Genomic DNA, 16,030 nt, shown 5'->3' with positions numbered 1-16,030 from the left:
TCACCGACAAGGATGATGCTCCTGTGCACACGTTCGAGCGCGGCGCGATCGTTCAGGTGCATCTCTGCGTCATATTGCAACACCTTTCGAACTGCGCCCCCTTTGTGCGCCCATGCCCCGACTAGCGTCCCGGAGCCATGGGACACCTGGACCACGCCGCACTCGGCTGGCTGACCCCCGTGCTGTCGTACGTGATGGCGTGCATCGGCGCCGCACTCGGGCTGCGCTGCACCGTCCGCGCGCTCGGCGCCACGGGGCGTTCACGCCGTAACTGGCTCATCACCGCCGCCTCCGCGATCGGAACCGGCATCTGGACCATGCACTTCGTGGCCATGCTCGGCTTCAGCGTCACCGGCACCGACATCCGCTACGACGTGCCGCTCACCATCGTGAGCCTGCTCGTCGCCATGATCGTCGTCTGTGCCGGCGTCTTCGCCGTCGGCTACAGCAAGGACCGCGCGCGGGCGCTCTTCCTGGGCGGGCTCACCACCGGACTCGGCGTGGCGAGCATGCACTACCTGGGCATGGCCGCCGTCCGTCTGCACGGCGACGTGAGGTACGACCCGGCCCTCGTCGGACTGTCCGTGCTGATCGCCGTCGTCGCCGCGACGGCCGCCCTGTGGGCCGCGCTCAACATCAAGTCGCCCGTCGCCGTCACCGTCGCCTCGCTCATCATGGGAGCCGCGGTGACCAGCATGCACTACACCGGAATGTTCTCGGTGAGCGTGCGCGTCAGCCCTTCCGGCGCGGCCCTGCCCGGGGCCACCGCGATGCAGTTCATCTTCCCCCTCGCCGTCGGCCTCGGGTCCTATCTCTTCCTGACCTCCGCCTTCGTCGCGCTGTCGCCGACATCGGGGGAGCGCGAGGCGTCCGCCTCGGCCCAGCGGCCGGTCGAGAGCGCCGTCCGCTGACGGGCCGCCGGGCCCGCCCACCGACCACTTCCGAGGCAGGAGGCCATGCGTACACCCCGTAGGACCCACACGAACGGCGCCGAGGCATCGGCTCCGTCCCCCGCCCGCGGCCGCCGCGCCCACGCCGGACCACCGGCCGACGAACGCCTGGACGACCCGGTGGGCGCCGTACCGGACGAGACGCCCAAGCGCGCGGGACGGTGGCTGATACGCCCGCGCACCGTGCGCGCCAAGATCGTCTGCCTGCTGATGGTGCCGGTGGTCTCGCTGCTGGCCCTGTGGGCGTACGCCACCGTCACCACCGCCCAGGACGTCTCCCGGCTGCGGCAGTTGCAGCGGGTGGACGCCGAGATCAGGGCCCCTGTCGCGACCGCCGTCGCCGCGCTCCAGGCGGAACGCGCGGCCGCTGTGCGCTATGCGATCGCCCCGACCGGCGGCCGCGGCGCAGACCTCAAGACCCTCGCGGAACGCACGGACGAAGCCCTGGACAAGCTCCGGCTCGGCGACGACAACACCGTCGCCGACGGCGAGGAACTGCCCGCCGGAGTGGCCCAGCGTCTCGAGACCTTCGTGACCGGCGGCGAGCAACTGCGCTCCGTGCGGACCGCGGTGCTCGACCGCCGCGCCGGCTGGGACGAGACGTACGGGCGCTATACACGGACCATCGCCACGGCCTTCGGTGTCGGCGGCGCCCTCACCGGCATCCAGGACGCCGAACTGGGCTCCGACGCGCGCGTGCTGCTCGAGTTCTCCCGCGCGGGAGAGTCGTTGGCCCAGGAGGACGTCCTGCTGGCCGGAGCACGTCTCGCCGGGCGCATCGACGGTGAGCGGCTGAGGCTGTTCATTGGCGCCGTCGAAACCCGCCGGACCCTCACCGAGTCCGCCGTCGCCGACCTGCGCGGCCCCGAACGCGCCGCCTGGCAGGACCTCGCCGACGGCAGCGACTACGCGGCGGTGGACACCGTCGAGGACAAGGTCCTCGCGAGCCGGGCGGGCGCGTCGGCGATCGCCGCGGCACCCGAGGCCACCTGGAGCAAGGCACACGCGCGCGTGCAGGACGCGATGCGGACCATCGAGGAGGACGCCGGACGGGACGTCGCGGACCAGGCGGACCCGTTCACCCGCGGTCTGCTCACCCCGGCCGGTGCCGCCGTCCTGTTCGGCCTCGCCGCCGTCCTCGCCTCGCTCGTCATCTCCGTACGCATCGGACGCGGCCTGGTCGTCGAGCTGGAGGGGCTGCGTAACCTCGCCCTGGAGATCGCGCGGCGCAAACTCCCCGAGGCGATGCGGAAGTTGCGCGCCGGCGAGGAGATCGATGTCCAGGCCGAGGCCCCGCCCGGACCCCCCTCGGAGGACGAGACGGGACAGGTCGCCGAGGCCCTCGGGACCGTGCACCGCGCCGCGCTGCGGGCCGCCGTGGAACGCGCCGAACTCGCCAGCGGCATCTCCGGGGTGTTCGTCAACCTCGCCCGCCGCAGCCAGGTCCTCGTGCATCGCCAGCTGAGCCTGCTGGACAACATGGAACGCCGCTCCGAGGACCCCAACGAGCTGAGCGACCTCTTCCGGCTCGACCACCTCACCACCCGTATGCGGCGGCACGCGGAGAGCCTGATCATCCTCTCCGGAGCGGCACCCGGCCGGGCCTGGCGCATGCCGGTCTCCCTGACCAACGTGGTGCGCGCGGCCGTCTCCGAGGTGGAGGACTACGCGCGCGTGGAGGTACGACAGCTCCCCGAGGCGTCCGTCATCGGCGGGGCCGTCGCCGACGTCACCCACCTCCTGGCCGAGATCGTCGAGAACGCCGCGCAGTTCTCGCCCCCGCACACGCGCGTGCGCGTCACCGGTGAACCGGTGGGCAACGGCTACGCGATCGAGGTCGAGGACCGGGGGCTCGGCATGGGCAAGGAGTCCCTCGCCGAGGCCAACCACCGCATCGAGCAGTCCGAGGCACTCGACCTGTTCGACAGCGACCGGCTCGGACTCTTCGTGGTCAGCAGGCTCGCCGCCCGGCACGGCATCAAGGTCCACCTGCGCACCTCGCCCTACGGCGGCACCACGGCCGTCGTCCTTCTGCCCACCTCCCTGCTGCACAGCGGTTCGGAGGAACGTTCCCCCCGCAAGGCCGTGGACCAGGAACACGTGTACGCGCGCGTGCCCGGAGCGGCCAGGCCGCAGGAGTCCGTGCACGCCCCGGCCGACCGGCCGGCACTCGTGGCCCCCGCACCGGTCGCGGCGGAGGCCAGGGCGGAGGTCGCGGCGCCGGCGAGGGCGGAGTCAGGGTCCGACACCCCACCCCCCGGAGTCACCACCTTGCGACTGCACCGTCCCCCGGACGACTCCGAGGAATCGGACGACCTCCCACGCCGCGTACGCCAGGCGAACCTCGCCCCTCAGCTGCGCGAACCACGTACGGAGGAAACGGAACCACACTCCGACCCACGGGGTGAGGACGGGCGCACCCCCGAGCTCGTACGGGACCGGATGGCGGCCTACCGCGAAGGCTGGGCGCGCGGCGGCGGCCGCCGGCCCGGTCGCGGTGCCACCCCGGATTCCGCCGCGGTCAGCGACAGCAGCGAAGGAGACCCCGCATGATCCAGGACCCCAGCATGAGGGACGGCGTGGGGGTCCCCCCGCGCGAGCGGAGCCGAGAGTGGGGGCGGTCCGGTGAACTCGACTGGCTGCTGGACGACTTGGTGCTGCGCGTCAGCGAGGTACGGCACGCCGTCGTGCTGTCCAACGACGGTCTGGCCGTGGGGGCGTCGACCGATCTGCGCCGCGAGGACGCGGAGCACCTGGCCGCGGTGGCCTCCGGCTTCCACAGCCTGGCCAAGGGTGCCGGCCGCCACTTCGGGGCGGGCGGAGTGCGCCAGACCATGGTCGAGATGGACGACGGCTTCCTGTTCGTGGCCGCCGCCGGTGACGGCTCGTGCCTCGCGCTGCTCACCGCCGTGACCGCCGACATCGGTCTGGTGGCCTACGAGATGGCACGGCTCGTCAAGCGCGTCGGCGAGCACCTGTACACGGCGCCGCGCGTCGCCGCGCGGCCTCCCGCCGGATGAGACGAGAAGGCGGTCCACGCTCATGACGGAGGACATGACGGACGCCCCGCGGGAGCAGGGCAGTCAGTGGTACGACGGTGAGGCGGGGCCTCTCGTCCGCCCGTACGCCATGACGGGCGGACGCACCAAACCCGGCCCCACCGGGGTGCGTTTCGACCTCATCGCCCTGGTCACCCTGGACGCGGCCGCGCCCGGCGTCGACGACGACACCGCGCTCGGACCCGAACACCGGACCCTGATCGAACTGTGCCGTATCGAGACCCAGTCGGTCGCCGAACTCGCCGCGGACGCCGACCTGCCCGTCGGCGTGGTCAGGGTGCTCCTCGGCGACCTGCTGGAACTCGGCTGCGTCACCGTCAGCCGCCCGGTACCGCCCGCGCAGCTTCCTGACGAACGGATTCTGCGCGAGGTGATCGAAGGACTGCGGGCACTGTAGATGAAACTTCGTAACCGAACGCGCGCGAACCGGCCACATCGGTCAAATAGCGGTGCAACCCCGCGAAGGGGTGCCGCAGTTGTCATCATGCTGACTTCGCACACCTGCACCGTCGGCCGTTGCCGGTACTCCCGAGAGAAGTGATCAATGGTCTCCGAGACTTCCGATGCCCAGGGCGGCGGCGACTCGACCGCGCTGGCGTTGAAGATACTGGTCGCCGGCGGATTCGGCGTGGGCAAGACCACCCTGGTGGGCGCGGTCAGTGAGATCAGGCCGCTGCGCACCGAGGAACTCCTCAGCGAGGCAGGTCAGTTGGTGGACGACACCGGCGGTGTGGACCAGAAGGTCACGACGACGGTCGCCATGGACTTCGGCCGCATCACCATCCGCTCCGGTCTCTCCCTCTACCTCTTCGGCACGCCCGGCCAGGACCGCTTCTGGTTCCTGTGGGACGAGTTGTCGCAAGGCGCCCTGGGCGCCGTGGTCCTCGCGGACACCCGGCGCCTGGAGGACTGCTTCCCGGCGGTCGACTACTTCGAGCACCGGCACATCCCGTTCGTCGTGGCCGTCAACTGCTTCACGGGCGCCCGCACCTACAACGCCGGCGACGTCTCCCGCGCCCTCGACCTCGACCGCGGCACCCCCGTGGTGCTCTGTGACGCCCGGGACCGTGACTCGGGCAAGGAAGTGCTCATCCGGCTCGTCGAGTACGCGGGACGGATGCACACCGCCCGACTGCTCGACTCGGTGGGATGACCGTCGGTAACCGTGCAAAGGTTCGGCCATCTTCGGCGGCTTGGCCCGTCCTCCTTGCCGAGTCCCTGGCCGTCGGGAAGGGTGGCCAGGAGATCCTCCGGCCAGGGGGAGACGTCACACGGGGAGACGGAAACATGGCGCAGAACCAGGGACTCGGCTGGTTGCTGGACGATCTGACGGAGCGTGTCGACCACGTACGGCACGCACTGGTCCTGTCCAACGACGGGCTGGTGGCGGCAGCGAGCACGGGGCTGCGCCGCGAGGACGCGGAGCACCTCGCCGCCGTCGCGTCCGGACTGCACAGCCTGGCCAAGGGGTCCGGACGCCACTTCGGCGCCGGCAGAGTGCGCCAGACGATGGTCGAGTTCGACGACGCGGTGCTGTTCGTCACCGCGGCGGGGACCGGCAGCTGTCTGTGCGTGCTCAGCGGCGCGGAGGCCGACATCGGGCAGATCGCCTATGAGATGACCCTGCTCGTCAATCGCGTGGGCGAGCACATCGGAGTGGACGTCCGCCGACCCGAACAGAGCTCGGCCATGGACCTCTGACCTGCTCCTTCTTCCTCCCCCGCGGAGTTGTCCACAGGCTCACCCGAAGATCCGCCGGACCGGTTACGGTTTCTTCACGGCGAGCGCACACAGCGTGAGCGACCGACTCCACGGGGGAGTACGACCATGTCAGGCAGCACCATCAACGCATCCCACCAGCTCTCCTGCGCGCCGAACCGCGCGGCACGGGAACTGGGCCTCAAACGCAGTGAGTTCGACCTCGCCGTCCACCTCGGCCACATCTGGACCGTCCCCGACGAAGGCGGTGGGGGCCGCCGCGTCACCCGCTCCGAGATCGACCGGCTGCGCACGGAGGACGGCTTCCCCGACACACTGCGGGAACGTGTGCGGGTCGTGGGCACCAGCGAGTGCGCGGCCGTCATGGATGTGCCCGTCAGCAGGTTCACGCGCCTGGCGCGACTGGGCGCGGTGGCGCCGGTGCGCTTCTATCTGAACCGGTACCGGGCGGTGGTCTGGCTGTATCTGGCCGAGGAACTCCGGCAGTTCGCGGCCGATGAGGAGAACGCCACCCTGCTGAACGCCCGTCGTACGCCCGAGGGGATGCGCGACCTGCTGGACGCGGGGCTGGATCTGAGGGCGCGCAACTGGCGCGGACGTCACCGCGAGTTCCTGCTGCGCGTGGCCGACGGTCCCTGGGAGAGTGCCGGGGCCCTGGCCGCCTTCCTCGACCCCGTCCAGATCTCGGAGATCGTGCCGGACCCCTACGAGCGCTCGCATCTCATCCGCTTCCGGCCGGGCCCGCCGGCCCAGGGCGCGCAGGGTTCACCCGCCGCCTACCTCGCCGAGAGGATCATGACGGCGGACGACCCGGACGAGATCAGCCGGCTGAGGGCCGATCTGACCCGGACGCTGGAGGACGCCCGCAGGCTCCGGCCCGCGCCACGACCCGCCGCGAAGCAAACGACGCCCGTGCCGGAGCAGAGGGCCACCGCCTGCGAGCAGCCGTTCGCCGCCGTCCCCGAGCAGCCGTCCCGAGGCCTGCTCGGCTGGCTGCGCCGCAAAAGCGCGTGACCCGCCGCAGAGACCGGACGACCTACAGCGCCCGGAACAGCCCTTCCTGGACGACCGACACCAACAGCCGCCCCTCCACGTCGTAGATCCGCCCGCGGGCCAGGCCTCGGCCGCCCGTCGCGACGGGCGACTCCTGGTCGTACAGGAACCACTCGTCCGCGCGGAACGGCCGATGGAACCACATGGCGTGGTCCAACGACGCGATGTCGAAGCTCCGCGGGCCCCACAGGGGCTCGACCGGGATACGGACGGCGTCCAGGAGGGTCATGTCACTGGCGTAGGTGAGCGCGCACGTGTGCACGACCGGATCGTCGCCGAGCGGCCCGACCGCGCGCATCCACACCGCGCTGCGCGGCTCGGCGTCCTTGACCTCCTCGGGCGTCCAGCGCAGCCGGTCCACATAGCGGATGTCGAAGGGCTGGCGGCGCGCCATCCGCTCCAGCTGTTCCGGCAGCGCGCCCAGATGCTCCCGGATCTCGTCGGTGACCGACGGCAGCGACTCCGGGTCCGGGACCTTGCGGGCCGGCGGCAGCTGGTGCTCGAAGGAACCTTCCTCAGGCTTGTGAAAGGAGGCGGTGAGATTGAAGATCGTGCGGCCCTGCTGCACGGCGGTGACCCGGCGGGTCGTGAACGACCTGCCGTCCCGCACCCGTTCGACCTGGTACACGATCGGCACACCCGGCCGGCCCGGGCGCAGGAAGTACGCGTGCAGCGAGTGCACCGGGCGGTCGCCCTCGGTGGTGCGGTTGGCGGCGACCAGTGCCTGGCCCGCCACCTGGCCGCCGAAGACCCGCTGCAGGGATTCGTTCGGGCTCAGGCCGCGGAAGATGTTGAGCTCGATCTGCTCCAGGTCGAGCAGGTCGACCAGCTTTTCGGCCGGGTTCGTCATGGGTGGGATTCTCCTGTGCTCACAGCTGACCGACATCGGAGACGCGGACGACCGCGCGGCCCTCCGCGTCGGAGGCCGTCAGATCGACCTCCGCGCTGATGCCCCAGTCATGATCGTCGTTCGGGTCGTCGAAGATCTGGCGGACCCGCCACAGACGGTTCTCCGGCTCCTCCTCGATCAGGAGCAGCTTGGGGCCGCGGGCGTCGGGACCGGTGCCGAGGTCGTCGTACTCGTCCCAGTACTTGTCCATCGCCTCGCCCCAGGCGTCGGCGTCCCAGCCGGCCTCGGCGTCCAGCTCGCCCAGCTCCTCGACCTGGTCCAGGGCGGCGAGCTCGACACGGCGGAACATGGCGTTGCGGACGAGGACCCGGAAGGCGCGCGCGTTGGTGGTGACCGGCTTGACCTCGTCGGCCTTCTCCTGGGCCTCCTCGGCGGTCATCTCCTCCGGGTTGGCGAGCTGCTCCCACTCGTCCAGCAGGCTGGAGTCGACCTGGCGCACCATCTCGCCGAGCCACTCGATGAGGTCCTGGAGGTCCTCCGACTTGAGGTCGTCCGGGATGTTGTGGTCGAGCGTCTTGTAGGCACTGGCGAGGTAACGCAGGACGATGCCCTCGGTGCGGGCGAGCTCGTAGAAGGACACCAACTCCGTGAAGGACATGGCCCGTTCGTACATGTCCCGGATGACGGACTTCGGGGAGAGCGGATGGTCGCCGACCCAGGGGTGGCTCTTGCGGTACGTGTCGTACGCGTGGAAGAGGAGCTCTTCCAGAGGCTTCGGGTAGCTGATGTCCTGGAGGCGCTCCATGCGCTCCTCGTACTCGATGCCGTCCGCCTTCATCGCGGCCACGGCCTCGCCCTTCGCCTTGTTCAGCTGGGCGACGAGGATCTGACGCGGATCGTCCAGCGTCGACTCGACGACGGAGACCATGTCCAGCGCGTAGGAAGGCGATTCGGGGTCGAGGAGTTCGAACGCGGCGAGCGCGAAGGTGGACAGCGGCTGGTTGAGCGCGAAGTCCTGCTGGAGGTCCACGGTGAGGCGGACGATGCGACCGCTGGCGTCCGGCTCGTCGAGCTTCTCGACGATGCCGCCGTCCAGCAGCGAGCGGTAGATCGCGATCGCCCGCCGGATGTGCTTCAGCTGCTGCTTGCGCGGCTCGTGGTTGTCCTCCAACAGGTGCCGCATCGCCTCGAAGGCGTTGCCGGGACGGGCGATCACCGACAGCAGCATCGTGTGCGTGACCCGGAAGCGGGACGTCAGCGGCTCGGGGTCCGAGGAGATGAGCTTGTCGAAGGTGTTCTGCGTCCAGGCGACGAAGCCCTCCGGAGCCTTCTTGCGGACCACCTTGCGGCGCTTCTTCGGGTCGTCGCCCGCCTTGGCGAGCGCCTTCTCGTTCTCGACGACATGCTCGGGCGCCTGGGCGACGACGTAGCCCGCCGTGTCGTAGCCGGCCCGCCCGGCGCGTCCGGCGATCTGGTGGAATTCACGGTTGCGCAGGGTGCGGACGCGGTTTCCGTCGTACTTGGTGAGAGCCGTGAACAGCACCGTGCGGATGGGGACGTTGACGCCCACGCCGAGCGTGTCCGTGCCGCAGATGACCTTCAGCAGACCGGCCTGCGCGAGCTTCTCCACCAGACGCCGGTACTTGGGCAGCATGCCGGCGTGGTGGACGCCGATGCCGTGCCGCACGTAACGGGAGAGGTTGCGGCCGAACTTGGTGGTGAAGCGGAAGTTGCCGATCAGGGCGGCGATCTGCTCCTTCTCCTCCTTCGAGCACATGTTGATGCTCATCAGCGCCTGTGCCCGCTCCACGGCCTGCGCCTGCGTGAAGTGCACGATGTAGACCGGCGCCTGCCGGGTCTGCAAAAGCTCGGTCAGGGTCTCGGTGAGCGGGGTGAACTTGTACTCGTAGTACAGCGGCACCGGACGGGTCGCCGAGCGGACCACCGCCGTGGGGCGGCCGGTGCGCCGGGTGAGGTCCTCCTCGAACATCGAGACATCGCCGAGCGTGGCCGACATCAGGATGAACTGCGCCTGGGGCAGCTCCAGGATGGGGATCTGCCAGGCCCAGCCGCGGTCCCCCTCCGCGTAGAAGTGGAACTCGTCCATGACGACCTGGCCGACGTCCGCCTGCTTGCCGTCGCGCAGCGCGATCGAGGCGAGCACCTCGGCGGTGCAGCAGATGACGGGGGCGTCGGCGTTGACGGACGCGTCGCCGGTCAGCATGCCCACGTTCTCGGTGCCGAAGATCTTGCACAGCTCGAAGAACTTCTCCGAGACCAGCGCCTTGATCGGCGCGGTGTAGAAGGTGACCTCGTCCCGGGCCAGCGCGGCGAAGTGCGCGGCCGCCGCGATCATGCTCTTGCCGGAGCCGGTGGGCGTCGACACGATCACGTTCGCACCGGAGACCACCTCGATCAGCGCCTCCTCCTGATGGGGGTAGAGCGTGAGACCGCGCTCCACGGCCCACGACTCGAAGGCTTCGTAGAGGGCGTCGGGGTCTGCGGTCTGCGGCAGCTGATCGATGAGGGTCACCCACCCATCTTGCCTGCCCTCCTGCTCCATAGGGGAATCGGATGCGGCGGCGAAGATCACGAGCAGTACGCTGTGTCGCCGACAGAGCGTCAGCACGGCCGTTCAACTGGACAGCGGCACAAGAGGAATGGGGCGGGCCACGGCGATGATGGGACCAGCACACTCACTGTCGGGGGCTGCCGCCTGGCTCGGCGTCGGAGCCGCGGCCGCCGCGACGGGCCACACGATGCCCTGGCCGGTCCTGCTGGCCGGCGCGCTGATCTGCGCGGGGGCGGCGCTCGCCCCCGACCTCGACCACAAGGCGGCCACCATCTCGCGGGCCTTCGGCCCGATCTCACGGGGCCTGTGCGAGATCGTCGACAAGCTGTCGTACGCCGTCTACAAGGCGACGAAGAAGCAGGGCGACTCCCGTCGCTCCGGCGGCCACCGCACCCTCACCCACACCTGGCTGTGGGCCGTGCTGATCGGTGCGGGCGCTTCGGTCGCGGCGATCACGGGCGGGCGCTGGGCGGTCCTCGCGCTGCTCTTCGTGCACATGGTGCTGGCCATCGAGGGTCTGCTGTGGCGGGCGACCCGCGGCTCCAGCGCCGACATCCTGGTGTGGCTGCTGGCCGCGACCAGCTCGTGGATCCTCGCCGGCGTCCTGGACAAGCCGGGCAACGGCTCGGACTGGCTGTTCACGGCGCCGGGCCAGGAATACCTGTGGCTGGGCCTGCCCGTCCTGCTGGGCGCGCTGGTCCACGACATCGGGGACGCGCTGACGGTCTCCGGCTGCCCGATCCTGTGGCCGATCCCGGTGGGCCGCAAGCGCTGGTACCCGATCGGGCCGCCCAAGGCCCTGCGGTTCCGGGCGGGCAGCTGGGTCGAGCTGAAGGTGCTGATGCCGGCGTTCATGCTGCTCGGTGGCGTGGGCTGCGCGGCGGCGCTGAACTTCATCTGAGGAAGAGGAAGGGGCCGGGAGCAGGCGACCGGGGCGGCCTCAAGGGGCGCTCGCCCCGTACCGTCCCGTCCCGGCTCGGCCGACGCTCACCCTTCGGCGCCCTGCCCGGTCCCACCGCCGTACCGTCGCTCGAACTGCGCGATCCGCCCCTCCGAGTCCACCGTCCGGGCCTTGCCGGTGTAGAAGGGGTGGCTCTCCGAGGAGATCTCCACGTCCACGACGGGGTAGGTCTCGCCGTCGTCCCACTCGATGGTCCGGTCGCTCGTGGCGGTGGACCGGGTCAGGAAGGCGTAACCGGCGGCGCGGTCGCGGAAGACGACCTCGCGGTAGTCGGGGTGCTTGTCCTGCCGCATGTGTGCTCCTCGGGGTCAGCCGGACAGGGCGTCCTCGTCGACGATGTGCATCGCGGCCTCCTCGGCCGACGCCGCAGCACCGTCGATGCCCACGTCCGTGGCGATCAGGCCACTCTCGTCGTCCTCGTGGGCGCCCTCGTCGGGGGCCACGAGCCGGCCGGAGCGGCGGGCGCCCACCTCGTTGTCCAGGAGTTCGCCGTCGCCGCCGTCGTAGTCGCCGATGCCGTCACCCTCGGGTACGGGGGACTCCGGCATCTCCTCGGCGAGTCGCTGGTCCAGGGTCTCGCGTTCGGCCGCCGTCACACCGGTGTGCTCGACCGCCCAGGGACGCTCCGGAGGAGACCAGCCCCGGTCGAGGGGGTCGCCGACACCGTCGTCTTCGAGGGTGTCCTCCGCGTCCAGCAGGCCGGCGTCGTCCTGGACCTCGGACCCGTCGGGCTGGTAGACGTCGTCTCCCCATCCGTCGGCGCTGTTCACGGATACCTCCAGGTGGTGGGGCCGGGCCCGTGGCCACCGCGGCCGTCCGCGGTGCGGGCACAAGCTGCGTCCGGCGCGAAACGCGTGGTTTCCGGACGCTCCCCGAACCGGTGCCGCTCTCCAGCCTTCCACCCCTTTTCCCCCCGGCGCAACGGCACGGAGCGTGGACGGGCCGCGGAGCATGAGGTTCGGGTCACGTCGTGCCTGGTCGGTGACGGGTCCGGTCCGCCGGGACGGGCCACGCCTGACCAGGCCGGCGGAGGGCCCGAGGCCCGGGGACGCTCCGCCGCCTCGCACCGGAGCGCCGCACGGACTCCGGAGCGAGCGGGTCGCAACTCCGTCACCGGATCGCCCGCGCGGCTCACACCGCCCGGGCCACACCCCACCCCGTCGCCGGACGGCGACGTGAGGGCGTACCCGCCCACCGAACGGCCAGGGAGCCGCCGCACCGGAGTACGACGGCTCCCGACACGGGCCGGGCTGCGGTGTCAGCCGTGCCACGACCTCCACAGCGACGCGTACGCCCCGTCCGCCGCCACCAGCTCGTCGTGGCTGCCCAGCTCGCTGATGCGGCCGTTCTCCACGACCGCGATGACATCCGCGTCATGGGCGGTGTGCAGACGGTGGGCGATGGCGACGACCGTGCGGCCGTCGAGGACACGGGCCAGGGACCGCTCCAGGTGCCGGGCCGCGCGCGGGTCCAGCAGGGACGTCGCCTCGTCGAGGACCAGCGTGTGCGGGTCGGCAAGCACCAGACGGGCCAGCGCGATCTGCTGCGCCTGGGCCGGGGTGAGGGCGAGACCGCCCGAGCCGACCTCCGTGTCCAACCCCTCGTCCAGGGCCCGCGCCCAGCCGTCCGCGTCGACCGCGCCCAAAGCCGCCCACAGTTCGGCCTCGACGGCGGAGGTACGGGCCAGGAGCAGGTTGTCGCGGAGCGAGCCCACGAAGACGTGGTGCTCCTGGTTCACCAGGGCCACGTGCGTACGGACCCGCTCGGCCGGCATCCGGGACAGTTCCGCACCGCCCAGGGTGATCCGGCCGTCCCGGGGCGCGTAGATCCCCGCGAGCAGCCTGCCCAGGGTGGACTTGCCCGCCCCGGACGGGCCGACCAGCGCGAGCCGGGTGCCGGGAGCGACCTCCAGGGACACCTTGCGCAGCACGTCCACGCCCTCGAGGTAGCCGAAGTGCACCCGGTCCGCGTGCACCTCGCGCCCGTCGGGACTCACCGAGTCGTCGCCGGCGTCCGGCTCGACGTCCCGGACACCGACCAGCCGGGCCAGCGACACCTGGGCCACCTGGAGCTCGTCGTACCAGCGCAGGATCAGCCCGACCGGGTCGACGAGCATCTGCGCGATCAGCGCACCGGTCGTCAGCTGACCGACGTCGATCCAGCCCCGCAGGACGAACACACCGCCGACCATCAGGACCGAGGAGAGGATCAGCACGTGGGTGACGTTGATGAACGGGAAGAGCACCGACCGCAGATAGAGCGTGTAGCGCTCCCACGCCGTCCACTCCTTGATCCGCTGCTCCGACAGTTCGACGCGGCGCGTGCCGAGGCGATGTGCCTCGACGGTGTGCCCGGCGTCCACGGTCTCGGCGAGCGCGGCGGCGACGGCCGCGTACCCGGCGGCCTCCGAGCGGTAGGCGGACGGCGCCCGCTTGAAGTACCAGCGGCACCCGATCACCAGCACCGGCAGGGCGAGCAGCACGGCGGCGGCCAGCGGCGGCGCGGTGACGACGAGCCCGCCGAGCAGCAGGACGACCCACACCACACCGATGGACAGCTGGGGCACGGCCTCGCGCATCGCATTGGCCAGCCGGTCGATGTCGGTCGTGATCCGGGACAGCAGATCACCCGTGCCGGCCCGCTCCAGGACACCCGGCGGCAGCCCGACCGACCGCACGAGGAAGTCCTCGCGCAGGTCGGCCAGCATCCGCTCGCCGAGCATCGCGCCGCGCAGCCGTACCTGCCGCACGAACACGGCCTGGACGACGAGCGCGAGCACGAACAGCCCGGCGGTCAGCTCCAGATGAAGTTCACGAGCCTCTTCCGAGACCCGCTCCACGAGCCCGCCGAGGAGCCACGGCCCCACCATCGACGCCAGCACGGACACCGTGTTGACGGCGATCAGGACGAGAAAGGCACGGCGGTGCCGGTGGAACAGTTCGGTCACGTACGCGCGCACGGTCGCGGAGCCACCGACGGGCAGGGTGTTCGCCGTCGTCGGGGCCGCCGGATCGTACGCCGGTGGCGCCACGCCGATCATGCCGTCTCCTCGATCTCTTCCAGTACGCCTGTCAGGGCGTCGTCGTCGGTGGATGGGGTCTCGCGGGTCACGACCGCGCGGTACCGGGATTCCTTGTGCACCAGTTCGCGGTGCACGCCCACGGCCACGACCTCGCCCTCGTGCACCAGCACGACCCGGTCGGCACGGTCCAGGAGCAGCGGCGACGAGGTGAAGACCACGGTCGTGCGGCCGGAGCGCAGGTTCCGGACGCCCTCGGCGATCCGGGCCTCGGTGTGCGAGTCGACGGCGGAGGTCGGCTCGTCCAGGACCAGCACCTCCGGGTCCGTGAACAGCGACCGGGCCAGGGCGAGCCGCTGGCGCTGGCCGCCCGACAGAGAGCGTCCGCGTTCGGTGATCCGGGCGTCCATCGGGTCCTCGGCGCCCAGCGAGCCCTGCACGAGCGCGGCGAGGACGTCGTCGCACTGCGCCGCCGCCAGCGCCTCCCCCGGGTCGATGTCACCCGAGGCGGGCACGTCGAGCAGCTCGCGCAGCGTGCCGGACAACAGGACCGGGTCCTTGTCCTGGACGAGGACGGCGGTCCGCGCGACCGAGAGCGGCAGCTCGTCCAGCGGCACCCCGCCCAGCAGCACGGACGTCCCCTCCTCGGCGGGGTGGCCGCCGAGGCGTTCCGCCAGCTGTCCCGCCGCGTCCGGGTCGCCGCACACCACCGCGGTGAGCCGGCCGGACGGCGCGAGCACACCGGTCGCCGGGTCGTACAGGTCTCCGGACGGCGCGTCACCGGCCAGCGAACCCTCCTCGGACGTGGCGCGCTCCAGCGACAGCACCCGCGCGGCCCGGCGGGCCGAGGGACGCGAGAAGGAGTACGCCATGGCGATCTCCTCGAAGTGCCGCAGCGGATAGGTGAGGATCATGACCGAGCTGTAGGTGGCGACGAGTTCACCGATGGTGATCCGGCCCTCGCGGGCCAGCCCGACGCCGTGCCAGACGACCGCGATCAGCAGCAGCCCCGGCAGCAGCACCTGGATCGCGGAGATCAGGGACCACATGCGGGCGCTGCGCACGGCGGCATGGCGCACCTCCTGGGAGGCGCTGCGGTAGCGGTCGAGGAAGAGCTCCTCGCCGCCGATGCCGCGCAGCACTCGCAGTCCGGCGACCGTGTCCGAGGCCAGCTCGGTGGCACGGCCCGCCTTCTCCCGCTGGAAGTCGGCACGCCGGGTGGCGCGGGGCAGCAGCGGCAGTACGGCGACCGCGAGTACCGGCAGCCCCACGGCGACCACGACGCCGAGCGCCGGCTGGTAGACCACCAGGCCCACGCAGACGATCACGATGGTGAGCGCCGCGGCGGTGAACCGGGAGACGGCCTCCACGAACCAGCCGATCTTCTCGATGTCACCCGTGGAGACGGCGACGACCTCGCCGGCCGAGACCCGTCGGGTGAGCCCCGAGCCCAGCGAGGAGGCCTTGCGGGCCAGCAGTTGCTGGACGCGGGCGGCGGCGGTGATCCAGTTGGTGATGGCGGTGCGGTGCAGGAAGGTGTCGCCGATCGCGTTGCCGGCGCAGGCTAGTGCCAGCAGTGCGCCCGCGAGCGCGAGCCGGCTGCCGGACCGGTCGATGACGGCCTGTACGGCGAAGCCCACACAGAACGGCAGGGCGGAGACGGACACGAAGTGCACCAGTCCCCAGGCCAGGGATCTGAGTTGGCCGCCCAGCTGATTCCTGAAGAGCCACCACAGGAACCGGGGGCCCGAGCGCGCGTCCGGCACACCCGGGTCGGGATAAGGAAGGTCGTGAATCTGCATGACGGATGACGTCCCAGTGGCTCGTGTCAGGGGGGTGGGGGGACC

The 16,030-nt window shown here is 71.2% G+C and carries 14 protein-coding genes; 8 read left to right on the top strand and 6 right to left on the bottom strand.

Features of this window, described 5'->3' with window-relative positions; translation table 11 throughout:
• The first annotated feature begins 137 nt into the window (after positions 1–137).
• The 7 genes from ACIOHP_RS44465 to ACIOHP_RS44435 all read left to right on the top strand — a co-directional run bounded on the left by ACIOHP_RS44465 (position 138) and on the right by ACIOHP_RS44435 (position 6,742).
• Positions 138–911: an MHYT domain-containing protein gene (locus ACIOHP_RS44465; RefSeq protein WP_361549544.1), complete on the top strand. Its 774-nt coding sequence runs from the start codon at positions 138–140 to the stop codon at positions 909–911.
• A 45-nt stretch (positions 912–956) separates the two neighbouring features.
• Positions 957–3,503, top strand: a complete 2,547-nt coding sequence (locus tag ACIOHP_RS44460) for a nitrate- and nitrite sensing domain-containing protein (protein ID WP_401896678.1) — start codon at positions 957–959, stop codon at positions 3,501–3,503.
• Positions 3,500–3,970: a roadblock/LC7 domain-containing protein gene (locus ACIOHP_RS44455; protein WP_373463870.1), complete on the top strand. Its 471-nt coding sequence runs from the start codon at positions 3,500–3,502 to the stop codon at positions 3,968–3,970. The genes ACIOHP_RS44460 and ACIOHP_RS44455 overlap by 4 nt, the downstream gene beginning before the upstream one ends.
• Before the next feature lie 22 nt (positions 3,971–3,992).
• Positions 3,993–4,406 carry a DUF742 domain-containing protein gene (locus ACIOHP_RS44450; RefSeq protein ID WP_361492560.1) on the top strand — a complete coding sequence of 138 codons (414 nt, stop codon included), beginning with the start codon at positions 3,993–3,995 and terminating at the stop codon, positions 4,404–4,406.
• 147 nt (positions 4,407–4,553) lie between these two features.
• Positions 4,554–5,162, top strand: coding sequence for a GTP-binding protein (locus tag ACIOHP_RS44445; RefSeq protein ID WP_401896675.1), 609 nt, complete (start codon positions 4,554–4,556; stop codon positions 5,160–5,162).
• Between the two features lie 134 nt (positions 5,163–5,296).
• On the top strand, positions 5,297–5,710 hold the full coding sequence (locus ACIOHP_RS44440; RefSeq protein ID WP_361549549.1) for a roadblock/LC7 domain-containing protein: 414 nt from the start codon (positions 5,297–5,299) through the stop codon (positions 5,708–5,710).
• 126 nt (positions 5,711–5,836) lie between these two features.
• Positions 5,837–6,742: a DUF6397 family protein gene (locus ACIOHP_RS44435; protein WP_401896673.1), complete on the top strand. Its 906-nt coding sequence runs from the start codon at positions 5,837–5,839 to the stop codon at positions 6,740–6,742.
• Positions 6,743–6,764: 22 nt separating this feature from the next.
• On the opposite strand, the gene ACIOHP_RS44430 is transcribed toward ACIOHP_RS44435, so the two are convergent.
• Both ACIOHP_RS44430 and ACIOHP_RS44425 read right to left on the bottom strand, forming a co-directional pair.
• Positions 6,765–7,631: an acyl-CoA thioesterase II gene (locus ACIOHP_RS44430; protein ID WP_307033901.1), complete on the bottom strand. Its 867-nt coding sequence runs from the start codon at positions 7,629–7,631 to the stop codon at positions 6,765–6,767.
• Positions 7,632–7,650: 19 nt separating this feature from the next.
• The gene (locus tag ACIOHP_RS44425; RefSeq protein ID WP_401896671.1) at positions 7,651–10,164 is read right to left on the bottom strand and encodes a DEAD/DEAH box helicase; all 2,514 of its coding nucleotides are present in this window, start codon (positions 10,162–10,164) and stop codon (positions 7,651–7,653) included.
• 145 nt (positions 10,165–10,309) lie between these two features.
• Here ACIOHP_RS44425 and ACIOHP_RS44420 point away from each other — a divergent pair, with 145 nt between their 5' ends.
• The gene (locus ACIOHP_RS44420) at positions 10,310–11,104 is read left to right on the top strand and encodes a metal-dependent hydrolase (protein ID WP_361549555.1); all 795 of its coding nucleotides are present in this window, start codon (positions 10,310–10,312) and stop codon (positions 11,102–11,104) included.
• An 86-nt stretch (positions 11,105–11,190) separates the two neighbouring features.
• Here the strand turns inward: ACIOHP_RS44420 and ACIOHP_RS44415 are convergent, their stop codons facing one another.
• The 4 genes from ACIOHP_RS44415 to ACIOHP_RS44400 form a co-directional block, all read right to left on the bottom strand.
• A complete protein-coding gene (locus ACIOHP_RS44415; protein ID WP_401896670.1) occupies positions 11,191–11,457 on the bottom strand; it encodes a type B 50S ribosomal protein L31 in 267 nt (88 codons plus the stop codon).
• A 15-nt stretch (positions 11,458–11,472) separates the two neighbouring features.
• Complete coding sequence (locus ACIOHP_RS44410) at positions 11,473–11,934, bottom strand: DUF5709 domain-containing protein (RefSeq protein WP_361549559.1); 462 nt, start codon at positions 11,932–11,934, stop codon at positions 11,473–11,475.
• Between the two features lie 488 nt (positions 11,935–12,422).
• A complete protein-coding gene (locus tag ACIOHP_RS44405) occupies positions 12,423–14,204 on the bottom strand; it encodes an ABC transporter ATP-binding protein (RefSeq protein WP_401896668.1) in 1,782 nt (593 codons plus the stop codon).
• Complete coding sequence (locus ACIOHP_RS44400; RefSeq protein WP_401896666.1) at positions 14,201–15,985, bottom strand: ABC transporter ATP-binding protein; 1,785 nt, start codon at positions 15,983–15,985, stop codon at positions 14,201–14,203. Before ACIOHP_RS44400 ends, ACIOHP_RS44405 begins: the two co-directional genes overlap by 4 nt.
• Between the last annotated feature and the right edge of the window lie 45 nt (positions 15,986–16,030).

Origin of the sequence: Streptomyces sp. NPDC087859, assembly GCF_044742595.1 — a bacterium.
GTDB classification, from domain to species: domain Bacteria; phylum Actinomycetota; class Actinomycetes; order Streptomycetales; family Streptomycetaceae; genus Streptomyces; species Streptomyces canus_F.
Note: the sequence above shows the minus strand (reverse complement) of the source record. Positions and strands in the feature narration are given on the sequence as shown.